The sequence below is a fragment of the Moorena sp. SIO3A2 genome, from assembly GCF_010672265.1.
Lineage (GTDB): Bacteria > Cyanobacteriota > Cyanobacteriia > Cyanobacteriales > Coleofasciculaceae > Moorena > Moorena producens.
Genome location: NZ_JAAHHC010000007.1, coordinates 24,496 through 37,919, shown reverse-complemented (window position 1 = coordinate 37,919; position 13,424 = coordinate 24,496). Strand labels below are relative to the sequence as shown.

The 13,424-nt window shown below is 43.8% G+C and carries 12 protein-coding genes and 2 pseudogenes; 7 read left to right on the top strand and 7 right to left on the bottom strand.

Going from position 1 to position 13,424, the window contains the following annotated elements; all coding sequences use genetic code 11:
- Positions 1–404: 404 nt before the first annotated feature.
- Complete coding sequence (locus F6K64_RS09555) at positions 405–668, top strand: DUF3146 family protein (protein ID WP_287265349.1); 264 nt, start codon at positions 405–407, stop codon at positions 666–668.
- A gap of 184 nt (positions 669–852) precedes the next feature.
- On the opposite strand, the gene F6K64_RS09550 is transcribed toward F6K64_RS09555, so the two are convergent.
- Positions 853–1,254, bottom strand: a complete 402-nt coding sequence (locus F6K64_RS09550; protein ID WP_287265347.1) for a pre-16S rRNA-processing nuclease YqgF — start codon at positions 1,252–1,254, stop codon at positions 853–855.
- A 120-nt stretch (positions 1,255–1,374) separates the two neighbouring features.
- Here F6K64_RS09550 and F6K64_RS09545 point away from each other — a divergent pair.
- Positions 1,375–1,842, top strand: a pseudogene (locus tag F6K64_RS09545) (class I SAM-dependent methyltransferase); the annotation flags it as partial.
- Positions 1,843–2,237: 395 nt separating this feature from the next.
- On the opposite strand, the gene F6K64_RS09540 reads toward F6K64_RS09545, so the two are convergent.
- Positions 2,238–2,393 (bottom strand): hypothetical protein, encoded by a 156-nt coding sequence (locus F6K64_RS09540; protein WP_287263690.1) that lies wholly within the window; start codon positions 2,391–2,393, stop codon positions 2,238–2,240.
- Between the two features lie 3 nt (positions 2,394–2,396).
- On the opposite strand from F6K64_RS09540, the gene F6K64_RS09535 reads away from it, so the two are divergent.
- Positions 2,397–2,693, top strand: coding sequence for a hypothetical protein (locus F6K64_RS09535; RefSeq protein ID WP_165691815.1), 297 nt, complete (start codon positions 2,397–2,399; stop codon positions 2,691–2,693).
- A gap of 58 nt (positions 2,694–2,751) precedes the next feature.
- On the opposite strand, the gene F6K64_RS09530 is transcribed toward F6K64_RS09535, so the two are convergent.
- Together F6K64_RS09530 and F6K64_RS09525 are read right to left on the bottom strand one after the other, a co-directional pair.
- Positions 2,752–3,324 carry a hypothetical protein gene (locus tag F6K64_RS09530; protein WP_008191502.1) on the bottom strand — a complete coding sequence of 191 codons (573 nt, stop codon included), beginning with the start codon at positions 3,322–3,324 and terminating at the stop codon, positions 2,752–2,754.
- Between the two features lie 46 nt (positions 3,325–3,370).
- Positions 3,371–4,348 (bottom strand): 2-hydroxyacid dehydrogenase, encoded by a 978-nt coding sequence (locus tag F6K64_RS09525; RefSeq protein WP_008191500.1) that lies wholly within the window; start codon positions 4,346–4,348, stop codon positions 3,371–3,373.
- 135 nt (positions 4,349–4,483) lie between these two features.
- On the opposite strand from F6K64_RS09525, the pseudogene F6K64_RS09520 reads away from it, so the two are divergent.
- A pseudogene (locus F6K64_RS09520) lies at positions 4,484–4,747 on the top strand (ATP-binding cassette domain-containing protein); the annotation flags it as partial.
- Between the two features lie 383 nt (positions 4,748–5,130).
- Here the strand turns inward: F6K64_RS09520 and F6K64_RS09515 are convergent.
- Positions 5,131–6,333 carry an aminotransferase class V-fold PLP-dependent enzyme gene (locus F6K64_RS09515; RefSeq protein WP_008191495.1) on the bottom strand — a complete coding sequence of 401 codons (1,203 nt, stop codon included), beginning with the start codon at positions 6,331–6,333 and terminating at the stop codon, positions 5,131–5,133.
- 532 nt (positions 6,334–6,865) lie between these two features.
- Between F6K64_RS09515 and F6K64_RS09510 the strand changes: the two genes are divergently transcribed.
- Together F6K64_RS09510 and F6K64_RS09505 are read left to right on the top strand one after the other, a co-directional pair.
- The gene (locus tag F6K64_RS09510) at positions 6,866–7,228 is read left to right on the top strand and encodes a response regulator transcription factor (protein WP_008191493.1); all 363 of its coding nucleotides are present in this window, start codon (positions 6,866–6,868) and stop codon (positions 7,226–7,228) included.
- Between the two features lie 443 nt (positions 7,229–7,671).
- On the top strand, positions 7,672–10,632 hold the full coding sequence (locus tag F6K64_RS09505; protein WP_008191491.1) for a methyl-accepting chemotaxis protein: 2,961 nt from the start codon (positions 7,672–7,674) through the stop codon (positions 10,630–10,632).
- A 66-nt stretch (positions 10,633–10,698) separates the two neighbouring features.
- On the opposite strand, the gene trxA is transcribed toward F6K64_RS09505, so the two are convergent.
- Positions 10,699–11,022: a thioredoxin gene (gene trxA / locus F6K64_RS09500; RefSeq protein ID WP_008191489.1), complete on the bottom strand. Its 324-nt coding sequence runs from the start codon at positions 11,020–11,022 to the stop codon at positions 10,699–10,701.
- Positions 11,023–11,451: 429 nt separating this feature from the next.
- Here trxA and F6K64_RS09495 point away from each other — a divergent pair, with 429 nt between their 5' ends.
- On the top strand, positions 11,452–11,625 hold the full coding sequence (locus F6K64_RS09495) for a hypothetical protein (protein WP_154659989.1): 174 nt from the start codon (positions 11,452–11,454) through the stop codon (positions 11,623–11,625).
- Positions 11,626–12,207: 582 nt separating this feature from the next.
- Here the strand turns inward: F6K64_RS09495 and F6K64_RS09490 are convergent.
- Positions 12,208–13,371, bottom strand: coding sequence for a GuaB3 family IMP dehydrogenase-related protein (locus F6K64_RS09490; RefSeq protein WP_008191485.1), 1,164 nt, complete (start codon positions 13,369–13,371; stop codon positions 12,208–12,210).
- Between the last annotated feature and the right edge of the window lie 53 nt (positions 13,372–13,424).

Here is a 13,424-nt window from a genome sequence, read left to right as displayed (position 1 = left end):
CCACCGTACCTTTACTTTTTTTTTAGAGATAGATACTTTTTTATATCTAAATTTTTCATAGACGTTATAGTCGTGCTTACCAAATTACGCAATACGTATCTAATACATATTTTTTACGTTGTCTACTTATGATTAGATAATACCTATCTAAATATTAGTTTATTACTTATAATATTATAATAGCACACAAAAGGAAAAGCCGTCGTTCGCGTAGCGTGGCCAAAGGCCAACGAAGGACGGGGCTTTAAACCCAAATCTTTTGGTAAAAAGCATCCATCAGTATCTGGTTGCCTTGGGTATCAACCACCCAGACTGATACCACATTCGGGTTGATCCCTATTGACTTCTCTCCCAACAGGTCTGCTAACCTATGTCTTTAAAGCAGATTAGGATTTTTTACCATTGTGAGTGCAAAGGGTTTGCCTGAAACCACTGCCTACGTCAGAATTACGCGGCACTGCTGGCAACAGGGCAAGATTGAAGGGGAAGTACAAGCTGCAGACTATGAATGGGAGTTTCAATGGCATTTTCGGATAAGTCAGCTGTTAGTCACCCCCTCTTTGGGCCGTGCCTTGATTCAGGAACCCCTTGGCAGATTTTTAGAACAGTGGGATTACCAGCTCGAAGCAGGAGGAAACTATGCTTTTACCATTCGAGCTGAACTATAGCAGTTATCAATTCGGTGAGGTACTTTTGTTCTGGGTTTTAGCAAGTATGTAGTATTAACCATAAAAAAATGTACCTCACAAACATGATATAATATATGATCACAAGGGATAAGAGGGGAAAGTTAGAACAGGCTTGAGCATCCTGTCAATAGGTAATGCCCAAGGGAAGACGACGATATCCCTTCTAGCTTTTGCCTTTGATTAAGTAGCGCTCGATTAACAAAATTGCCACAATATCATCAATAGGTCGAGGAGGTTGGCGCATTCCTTGGGGAATGAGCCGTTGGAACCCTCTGGGAGGATACATTTGCCAGTAGCGTGGGCGAGCTTCTAAACTACTGTAGCGCTCATCTACCAGGACAATAGGTACTGATGCTGGTAATTCCTCCTGGATTTTCTGTTTCCATCTCTTGGCAGTAGTTTGGTCTCCCATCACAATGGTTTCAATGGGGAATTGTTGACACAGTTGCTGGAGTTTTGCGATCGCATTTCCTGAAGCGACTACCTCATGGGTTAGCAGCTGACCCTCTTTTTCCATCACTGCTACACCACATTTATCTCGTCCTGGATCGAAGCCTAAAATCATCTCAATTCACGGGTTATATAAATCTTTGTCAAAATTGCTAATCTGGCAACACAACTAGTACTGTCCACTAACCCTACCCTACAAGTAGAGTGATTGCCTAAATCCTGATTGGTATAAATCATGGGCGAAACGAACCTTGAGACAACACCATTACACCAGATGAACCCAGAGAGTCGATTTTCTGAGCTGGTGGCAGATTATGCCAAATACCGACCCAGTTACCCAGCTGCAGCTATCGACAAGATTCTGGAAGGACTTGAGAACAGAGGGCAACTGGTAGCTGCGGATATTGGTGCAGGAACAGGAATTTCCTCTCGGCTACTAGCTCAACGGGGAGTGCGAGTTATTGCCATCGAACCCAATACTCAGATGAGACAAGCTGCTACGACCCATCCATTGGTTGAATTCCGGGATGGAACTGCTCAACAGACCAACTTACCTGATGCATCCATTGACTTAGTGGCTTGCTTTCAATCCTTCCATTGGTTTGACCCAGAGCCAAGTTTGCTAGAGTTCCGCCGTATCCTAAACCCTACTGGAAAATTAGCTGTGGTCTGGAATGACCGCAACCGCCAAGATGATTTTACCAAAAAAATTGGGTTTAAAGCCCCGTCCTTATAGGAGACGAAACCTTAGATAGTGGAGCCTTATTACAAAAGACCGTTACCTTTTACGCATAACCTGCCGACTATAAAGGCTCCACTATCTTACGGTAACTTCAACGGACGGCTTTTTTTAGATCTGCCTTGACAGTTTTCATCTAGCATGTTAGGATGATTAGACACATAATTAAAAAATAACTTGGTACTTTAGATAAACATAATCTTAAAATAAGTAGACAATGTAAAAAACCTGTTTTGAGATAATCATGTTGCATAATCAAATCTAGGGATTTGGACGTCTATGAAAATTAAGATTAAAAAACATTGTTTGTCTAAATTTATTAAATAATTTAGGTACGGTGGGGCACACCGAAACCTAGGTCATAGACTAAATACGCTTGGGTCGAGGCGACCTCTATTTTTCCTGGCTCCGGCTTGGTTAAACAAGTCACCCCGTTGTTCGCGCAGCGTGGCCATAGGCCAAGCAAGAATCCCCGTCCTTCCAGGGCGGGGAGTGTCAACCAAGGCTATAGTCATCTAGTGCAAATCGCCTCCAATCATCATCCCGCCGAGTCCCGCATGTGTTCGGTAGACCCCTTGCTCGCTAGTCGATTGTTTCCTCATGTCTATTCCTACACTTTTTCTTATCAGCAAGCGCTAGACAAAGATGGTCTGATTGGTCGTGCTATGAGCGTCTCCTATATCCCACGAGAAGGATTAGCGCACCAGAAACTTATCTCTGATTTGCAGGAATTGTACAACAGCTGGTGTGATCACAAAGGTTTAGTTTACTTGACATATCGTACCAAGGTTTACTTAGCTCAACCTGAGTGCTGAGTCCAGATAAATAATTGTCGCTATAGCATTTTTAATTGTGTCCTACTACTTAGTTAGTCTAGTTTAGTTCGTCCAATTTCAAATCATCAATATACAGCAGGAAGAAGCCTATAAAGATTGTCATTAGTGATCGCCAAAAAGGTTGAATAGGTATGTCCCAAAACAACCCCCATATCCCACACCAGGAAATTATGATTGCGATCAGAGTATACATAGTTGATAAGTTGGGATATTTGGTTTTGAAGTGGTAGAAGAGCTTTTCCCTCGAATTCATTTCCTCGAAATCTTTTTCTATAAGAGTTTTTTTCATAACTACCAGCTCTTGCAATGATAGGTCATCTATCCATATCATGAGCAGACCAAGCATTAACAAAGCAAAGTGACGCATAACCACTTTTAGGGCAAAATCAGGGGCAGGCTCCTCAAGCAAATTGGTTCCTTGTGCCCATGAATCCGAGATCAGGACAACACCACTCCAGATGGCTATGATACAAATTGTTACATATAGAGCTTGGATGTTAGGGTATTTAGTCTTGAGGGTATCGAAGAACCTCTCTCGCAGACTAGGGCGACTAGAGGGTTTTGGTTGGATATCTGAAATAGCTGATTGGATCGGTTTTTTAGGGTTCATATTAAGTCTAGAACTCAACTAAACCGATTTATTTTAAAACTTCATTTTAATACACTTGTGGATTCACACAATGGGGTAATCGCTTACCCAAAAGTCCAGCAATAAGATTATTCACGGCCATCGTAGCCATTTGCGATCGCGTTTGGTACGTTGCACTGCCAATGTGAGGAGTAATGATCAGATTATCCAAGCTCAACAAAGGACTATCCATGGGAATGGGCTCTGGTTTAGTTACGTCCAGAGCAGCCCCAGCGATTTGACCATTGCTTAGAGCTTGGTACAATGCTTCTGGATCTACGATTGCTCCTCGTGCGGTGTTGATCACGATCGCTGAGGATTTCATCAGCTCAAACTGGGGAGTACTAAATAGATGGTAGGTTTCTTCAGACAGAGCAGTGTGAATGGTAATAAAGTCTGATTGCCTTAGCAACACGTCGAATTCAGCATACTTTACACCAAGGGATTGTTCTAATTCTGAGTCCCGTCGATGCCGACTGTAATAAAGAATTTCCATATCAAACCCTCGCCCACGACGAGCAACAGCTTGACCAATGCGTCCAAAGCCAACAATTCCTAAAGTAGCACCGCTGATGTTTGGTCCTAACAATAAAGTAGGTTCCCAAGTCTGCCAATCACCAGCACGTACAAATTTATCTGCTTCAATCACTCGCCGTGCTGTTGCCATTAGTAACATCCAGGCTAAGTCAGCTGTAGCCTCAGTCAGCACACCAGGAGTATGACCAATGGGGATACCCCGGATGGTGGCAGCAGAGATATCAATGTTGTCGTAACCTACTGCTAATTGGCTGATTACCTTGAGGGATGGTGCAGCTTCCAGGATTTGCTTGTCAATGGAATCTGTCAGTAGGCACAGTAAGCCATCGATTTCTTTAACTTTGTTGAGCAATACGTCGTAGGGAGGCGGTTGACGCTCTGGCCAGATTTCCACATTGGCGATTTGGTGGAGTTGTTCGAGTCTGGTATCAGGAAGGCGGCGAGTTATGAAGACTTTGGGTTGAGACATGGGGTGGGTCAGTGCTGAGTAGTTTAGTACTTAGTATTGAGTAGTTTAGTGTAGAAAGGCAAATATAAAGGTATTGTAGTGGGTGATACTCTAGCATAGTGATTCCCTTTAGTTAGACCTGGCTGATTGCATTTTCGCCTCGAACAGGCTGCTTATTATTTAGATGTGGTAGGGCTGTCTGGGTTTGCTAAGTCCTATCCAAAAGAATTATCTGGGGGCATGAAACAACGGGTTGCGATCGCAAGAGCGCTAGCCTGTCATCCTAAAATCCTGCTGATGGATGAACCCTTTGGCGCACTGGATGTAGAAACTAAGGAAACCATGCAACAGTTTCTACTCCAGATTTGGCAGCGAACGGGTTGCACTATATTAATGATTACCCATGATGTAGAAGAGGCTAATTATCCTGACATGATATTAACGGTTGACAGCGATGCAGCGCGGTCTTGGGGAGGCAGCGCGGTCTTGGGGAGGCAGCGCCGCCAAAGGGGGTTCCCCCCACTCGCTATTGCCGTGGTCTCCCCCACTCGCTATTGCCGTGGTTTCCCCCACTCGCTATTGCATCAAGACAGTGAACTATCAACCGTTAAGGGTCAATCGGTCAATCGTCAACGAAAAAAGACATCAACTAATACAAAACAAACCTAACTGCAAATGCGATCGCAAACACTAACCCCTCATTATTGAAAGTATGAAATGTGTGTGAATCGTAGGCCATGACTATCTAATGGGGTGCATCTTTCCTTAAACTTTGACTTAAGCTTTGACTTAAGCTTTTCTGATTAATTATCAGAACTAAACCCATCAATGGCCTCAATCAACCTATCAATTTCATCCGGCTGGGTGAAGTAGTGAACACAGGCACGGACACAGTCTGGGTCTCGGAGAGTTCGTAGCAAAAAGCCTTGCTGCTCCAGAAACTCTACTAAGGTGTTATGGCGCTTGCCATTAGTCAACACAAAGGACACCAGACCAGCTTTGGGAGGTAAAGTAGCCAAACAGCTGACTGCTTCTAATTTCGATAAGCCTTGCCATAGGTATTCACTCAATTGACAAATTTGGTGATAACGTTCCTCAGCAGTTCCCCATTGCTGATGAATTGCGATCGCACTACGTAATCCTCCATACAGGGGATAAGCCGAGGTAGCCACTTCAAATCTCTGTCCATCTGGTTGCCAATCCACAGGTTTCCCAGCTTTATCCAGAATAATCCCCCGCCAACCAATAAATGTAGGATTGAGGCTGCCCAAGGCATCTGGACTCACATAGAGACCTCCCACTCCTGCTGGGCCACACCACCACTTGTGACCGGTAAAGGCATAGAAATCTGCCCCCAGTTCGGTTAAGTTTAACGGCAAAGAACCTACTGACTGAGCTGCATCCACTAGAACCCTCACCAATTGGCTACTCTGATCGTAGTTGTGACACACATGAGTAATATCCTTGACTGGCAATACTTGACCGGTATTCCAAAGTAGATCACTCAATACCACCAATCGGGTCTGAGGTCGTAAGTATTGCTCAATAGTTTTAGTGGGGTCTCCCTGATTTAGAGTTGCCATAATTGGACAAGTAGATACCTCTACCTGATACCGACGGGAAATTTCCTGGGCAGTAGCGATAATGCTTTGGTGTTCACAATCACTCATCAGGATGTGATCACCCGGTTGCCAATCAATCCCCCACATCGCAATATTGCAGCCAACGGTAACATTTTCGGTTAGGGTGATGGTGTCTGCTGATGTCCCCAACTCTGATGCGATCGCACTTCTAGTTTTGTGGGATTCCTCGGTAACCCAGTCATTGACTTTACCAGAGAATGGGCCATAGCGCTGCAGATACTCATAGGCTTGTTGGATAGCATTTAGAGATGCCAGAGGCAGAGTCCCTTGGCCCCCAAAATTGAAATAGGCTTTGTGGGCTAATGCCGGAAATTGCTGTCGGTGGATTTCCCGTGGAGTTGCTGTAGGAGATATACCAGTCATGAGCATTTTAGTCATTCCCGTGGTATTTTATCTTATTAGCCCCGTGGACAAGCTAAAATTTTTTGGATATATTGAACTAAGACATATGTCTTAATTTAAACAGCGCAAATTTAGTGCATTTCTACAGCTCTGCTTGAGCTTGTCAAGTGCATATGTATAAAATTTAAGCAATTCCTCAGTTGACGGTAGCTAACACTAATCCGTTGGTCTTGGGGTTATTTTATTATGTATGCTCCAGTCAACTGACTCTACTACTGTCTTTGGATTAAGTCCATAGCAGTAAGCTAGAACCGGTCTAATTAGCCGTATTAATTATAAAAGTTTTATAAAAGTTTTATAAAACTTTTATAAAACTTTTATTTTTTACTAGGTCAATGAAAATCAAACTTGACTAAACTTGAAAAGTTTATTGAATTGAACGTTTTTTGTTGAGTTGACCCTATTGGACAGTCAACAGTCAATAGTAAACCAATAGTCAACAGTCAACAAGTTCATGATTAGATTATAGTGTTAAACACCAATTAATTGAACTATGAGTAAAGTTTTGATTGTTGAAGATAACCTGGCTCAGTTAGAGTTAATGGCTAGATACCTACGGGAAAGTGGTAACACAGTTATTTGTATTGCCGATGCTAAAGATGCTTTGGATAAGGCAGTAACGGAAAAACCTGATGTTATAGTTCTAGATATAGTTATGCCAGGAATGAGTGGCTTTGAGTTGTGCCGCAGCCTGAAGAACCATCGGGATACCACTAGCATTCCCATTGTTATTTGTTCTTCTAAAAATCAGGACATCGACCGTCTATGGGGTATGAAACAAGGGGCTGATGCCTATCTCACCAAACCTTTTTCTAAACAGCAGCTAGTGGACATTGTTAAGTTGGCTGTGGTTTGAGTCATCAGTTGATTCACATCATTTGATTCATAGGAGTCATAACACTAATTAGCCCCTAATAATTTATCTCTTAAAAGAGATAAAAGTAATAGATAAAAATCGATTTAATTTAAATTAATTTATTTCTGTTATTATTATTGCGATTATTTTTTTTTTGTGGCTAGCGATATTACAGGCAACACAGTACTGTCATAAAAATTATAGCATTTATCATCAAATAGGTGAAGTCCACAAGTTTTGGATTTTAGGGAACAGGGAACTTCGGATCAGGGCACAGGGTAAAAATAGGTGTCTGTACCTCATTAATATGAGCTCCGCTATAAAAAAAATAAAATTTATTCTATTTTATTGAAATCACAAAAAATTCAAATAAAAAAAATAATAAGATACTTATAATTTTTTTTATTTTTTTTTAATTAAACTAGTTGGATAGTTACTTAATAATGACAGGTAGACAATTGCGCCCCGTAATCAAGCCAACGACTACCCTCAGAATTTCTTATTCTCAACAAAGCAAAAAATCACGCCTACAATGGTTTTATAACTTACCAGTTAGGAGTAAGCAAATTGTTAGTTTGTTTTCCTCCGAAGTAATCTCTGTGGCTGCACTAATGGGTGTAGGAGCAATATTAATTATATTCGGAGGAAGAGCACAATTACGTGGACAAGCTCAGTCAGAATTGGCTGTCACAGAAATCAACTACAACATTAAAATCAACCAAATGGGGTTTGGTTTCCGTGGTCAATCGGAAAATACTGCTATTATTGAAGCTGCTCTTGCCCATAGTAGAAATCAGTTATTGTCCAAGTCATTAAAGGGACAAGTTAAGCAGATTCTCCAGAATGAAGTTAAGGCTCGCCAGATTGAATATGCCACTCTGGTGGACAAAGATTTACGAATTATTGTTAATGCTAATGCTGACCGGAAAGAAGAAAGGTTTGATCCCAATAACCTGGTTAGTCAAGTCCTCAAGCAGTCTCAGCAAATTACAGCCAATCAAATTGTAAGCTGGGAAGAATTAAAAAAAGAATCACCCCCTTTGCCTGAGGGGTTGATCAAGCAAGATGCCCTAAAGCAAGGTGCCCTAATTCGTTACACGGTCACACCAGTAAAAGACCGAAAAACTGACGAGGTGATTGGTGCTTTGGTTTCTGGGGATATTGTTAATGGCAAGGAACCGATTGTCAAGGAAACCCTGAAAACCTTTAACGGAGGCTACAGTGCTGTTTATTTGCGTCAGCCTTCGGGAGAATTTGCTTTAGTAACAGCCTTAGACCAAGGTAAAGCTGCCAATTTGGAGCAAGCCCAATCTGATCTTCCCTTACCTAACCAATCCCTACTTGAGAAAGCTGTTAATGTTGGTAAAGTGGGCGAGTTAGTTACCGACCGTCAGAAGGTAGGAGAGCAAACCTACACCATGGCAGCAAAAGCTCTAATGGATTCTCAGGGAGAACCGGTGGCAGTATTAGTCCGGGGGACTAGCGAATCTGACCTGAATGATTTTCTTACAGGTAGCCTACTGGTACAAGGGTCGATTGGGTTCTTGGCATTAGCAATAGATGTATTTTTGGCAATTCTGCTGGGGCGGTCTATTGCTGAACCGATTAAAAGGCTACACCAGACTACCCATAAATTTGCAGCAGGCGATCGCCAAACCCGTGCTGAGGTAATAGCTACTGATGAACTTGGTCAACTGGCAGATACCTTCAATAAACTTGCTGACAACATCGTATCTAAGGAAGAAGCTCTCGCTCAACAGGCTTTTCTGCAGCAAGCCATAGCGGAGCGCTCCCAGTTATTGGCTGAGTTTACCAGCCTTATTTATAAATCTGTGACATCAGAAAATATCCTCAGTACCTCAGTAGATGGAGTTCGCAGCATCTTGCAAACCGACCGGGTGGTGATCTATAGATTCAATGAAGGGTGGGATAGTGGAACAATCATGGCGGAATCCGTAGCACCTGGTTGGATTCAAGCCATGGGGAAATTTATCAATGACCCATTGCGGCCAGGGTCTGTGGATCGGTTCAGAAGCGGGCGAGTTTGGGTTTGCCATAACGTTTATGAAGCTAGCTTAACGGGCTGCCACTGTGAGATTCTCGAACGGCTACAGGTCAAAGCCAACATAGTTGCGCCCATTTTGCATGAGGAGGAACTGGTAGGTTTATTATGTGCTCACCAGTGTTCTGAGCCACGGGACTGGCAGCCAGAAGAGGCGGATTTATTAAAGCAATTGGCGATTCAGATTGGCTTTGCCCTCAACCAAGCTGATCTGTTTGAACAGTTACAACAAGCACGAGTAGACGCGGACTTAGCGCTAAAGAAAGCAGCATCAACCTCTGACCAAATCGAACAAGCACGCCGGGCGGCGGAGTTAAATGCTATTGAACAACGTCAGCAAAAAGAAGCACTCCAGCACCAAGTACTGGAACTTTTGTATAATGTGGAAAATGCTGCCAAGGGAGACCTCACAGTCCGGGCGGAAGTGGGTGAGGGGGAAATTGGTACAGTGGCGGACTTCTTCAATGCCCTGATTGAAAGTTTGCGGCAAATTGTGATCCAGGTCAAACTTGCCTCGACCCAAGTTAATACTGCTGTTGCTGCTGATGAACAGGCAGTGGGTGAATTAGCCCAGCAAGCCATCGAGCAGTCAGATAAGGTTACCAACACTCTAAGCTCTATTGAGCAGATGATGTACTCGATTGAAGCCGTCTCAAAAAATGCCCGCCAAGCAGCAGACGTTTCTCACATCGCCTCAAACGCTGCCCTTACTAGTGGGCAAGCCATGGATAGCACAGTTAAGACTATTGTAAATTTGCGAGAGACTGTAGTCAACACAGCAAAAAAAGTAAAGCTGCTAGGGGAATCTTCTCAGGAGATTGCTAAAGTAGTGGGGTTGGTACAGGAAATAGCCGTACAGACTAATTTACTGTCAGTCAATGCTGGGATTGAAGCGAGCCGTGCGGGAGAAGAGGGAGAAGGGTTTCGAGTGATTGCGGAACAAGTGGGTAGACTAGCAACCCAGTCAGCCAATGCCATCAAAGACATTGAACAGGTGATTGACACCATTCAGCAGGAAACCCAAGAGGTGGTCAAAGCCATGGAAGACGGAAAAAAACAAGTGGTTGATGGAACCCAAATGGTTTTCAAGGCTAAACAGAGCCTAGAAGAAATTGTTGCCGTCTCCCATGAGATTGACCAGTTAGTCCAATCTATTTCTAACGCCACAGTTTCCCAAGCCAAAACATCTCGGGACGTTACTGACTTAATACAGGAAATTGCTGCCACCTCCCGACAAACCTCTCATTCTTCTGGGGAAGTCTCTCAATCCCTACGAACAACTGTAGAGGTTGCCCAGAAGTTGCAGATGTCCGTTGGTCAATTTAAGATTGGTGACGAATAGCTGAGGAGCTGAGGAGGTGGGAAGCAATCTTTTACATTTCCCCTTTTGCCTACAAGCCTTTTGCCATTAGAGGTGCTTTTCGAGAGTATTCCCCAAGGTAGTTTTGGGGACTGCACCCACCACCATATCTACTCGTTGACCTCCCTTGAAAATCATCAACGTTGGTATGCTGCGGATACCATAATCACCTGCCACCTTAGGATTTTCGTCGGTGTTCAGCTTAACGACTTTCACCTGACCCTCGTACTGGTCTGCTATCTCATCTACAACCGGAGACACCATCCGACAGGGACCGCACCAAGGTGCCCAAAAATCTACCAATACTGGGATGTCGCTCTCAAGTACCTCTTTCTGAAAGCTGGAGTCTGTAACTGGGGCGGCTTTTGACATGCCTGGAAATCCTTGCGAATACTTTTGCTACGTACCTACGAAATTCTACCATAGTCACAACACCGATTAAATATCTTGGGCAAAAGTTGACACTCCCATGGGGCGGGAACAGCAGGTGACGCGGTTAGAAGTTACAGGTTGAAGGTTACAGGTTGAAGGTTACAGGTTGAAGGTTACAGGTTGAAGGTTACAGGTTGAAGGTTACAGGTTACAGGTTACAGGTTACAGGTTATTAGGTTACAGGTTATTAGGTTACAGGTTATTAGGTTACAGGTTATTAGGTTACAGGTTATTAGGTTACAGGTTATTAGGTTACAGGTTACAGGTGGCAGTTTGAAGGTTACAGGTTATCTTCTCAACTTTCAACCTTCAACCAGCTAACCTTGGGCTATTGGCCACGCTACGCGAACAACCTTCAACCAGCTAACCTTGGGCTATTGGCCACGCTACGCGAACAACCTTCAACCAGCTAACCTTGGCCTATTGGCCACGCTACGCGAACAACCTACCCTACAAGGGACGCCAAAGGCGAACAACCTTCAAAATGAGCCAAATAAGGAACCGCCCGAACTAGGTCCGGGCGGAGTGTGGTGTGAGGAGTGAACGGAAACATTTGTCTCCGCTTTTTCCATTGTATGTCACCGTTGATTTTTTTTCAGCAATTTCCAAGCCAGATACATTTAACCCAGCATTTCCGCCGCATCTGCAGAAGCCTTGTATAGCACATCATTAACTGATGGGGAGGTATCTCTCAAAGCTTTTGGGATTTTCCCAAAAGCGCTTGCCCAGAATCTGGGCATATTTGACATTTACTACAAAACAGATTTGATTAGCTGTCTGATGCTTCAATGTCATAGATTTATTTAATGATACCAGGTTTTCCGGCACTTTCTGAAAAAATCCTACCAGTCGAAAAATTTTGACGATAGGCGGTGAGCGTGATAAGTATATCTACTCATTGCTTGAACTATTGTGCTTGAACTATTGTGCTTGAACTATTGTGCTTGAACTATTGTGCTTGAACTATTGTGCTTGAACTATTGACAACAGTTGTTAGTGAACTTTAGAAAGCTGTAGAAAAGCTGATATATCTAATACCATAATATTTGGTAATTGTCAATGGTCAAGTTTCAATTTTAAATTGATGAACAACCAAGAATGATAAGTATTCAACTAGACACTATATTATTTACCCATACCCAACTGCTGAGCTTTCTGGTATACTTTTCCTTCTGTTAGCAGAGAGGGAGCAATCACTACTTCCACTTGTTGCATTTCCTTGAGGTTTTTTGCTCCGAGGGTTCCCATACTGGTTTTCAATGCTCCCAAAAGGTTGTGGGTGCCATCATCCATTTGGGCTGGTCCAGTCAGAATTTGCTCAAGTGTGCCAGTGCTGCCCACTTTAATTCGTGTCCCACGGGGTAGCACGCTGGAAGGGGTTGCCATCCCCCAATGAAATCCTTGTCCGGGAGCTTCTTTGGCACGGGCGAAAGGAGAACCAATCATCACCCCATCAGCACCACAAGCAATACACTTACAGATGTCACCTCCTGTAATTAAACCGCCATCAGCAATCACTTGCACATAGTTACCGGTTTCGAGATAGTAGTCGTCACGGGCAGCAGCGCAATCTGCAACTGCTGTTGCCTGAGGTACACCGACACCCAAGACACCCCGAGAGGTACAAGCAGCACCAGGACCAATACCCACCAAGACAGCAGTTGCCCCAACTTTCATCAAATTGAGGGCAACGTCGTAGGTCACGCAATTCCCCAAAATTACTGGCATGGGCATATCCTGACAAAACTGTGCCAAATCCAGGGGATTGATGGACTCTGGTGACAGGTGAGCTGTAGAAACGACTGTTGCTTGAACAAACATTAAATCAGCACCAGCCTCTGCCACTACCTGACTATATTTACTGGCTCCAGCAGGGGTCAGACTCACAGCTGCAATAGCACCTTGGTCTTTGATTTCCCGAATTCGCTGGGTAATCAATTCTGGCTTAATCGGTGAACTATAAAGTTCCTGCATCAGGGGAACAAACTCAGAATTTCCCACCGAGGCAATGCGGTCTAGAATGGGTGATGGGTCAGAATAACGGGTTTGAATCCCTTCTAAGTTGAGAACCCCCATTGCCCCAATTTGGGACAACTTGACTGCCATGGACACATCAATCACCCCATCCATAGCGCTGGCGATAATAGGAATTTCTCGTTCAATACCGCCAATACGCCAGCGAGTATCAGCCAAACTGGGGTCGAGTGTCCGCTGTCCGGGAACAAGTGCAATTTCATCGATGCCGTAGGCTCTGCGAGCTATCTTACCTCGCCCAATTTGAATATCCACGCTGTTTTTCTTCCGAGATTATTTTAGCTAGGTTATCAAATTGGAGCGAAGAT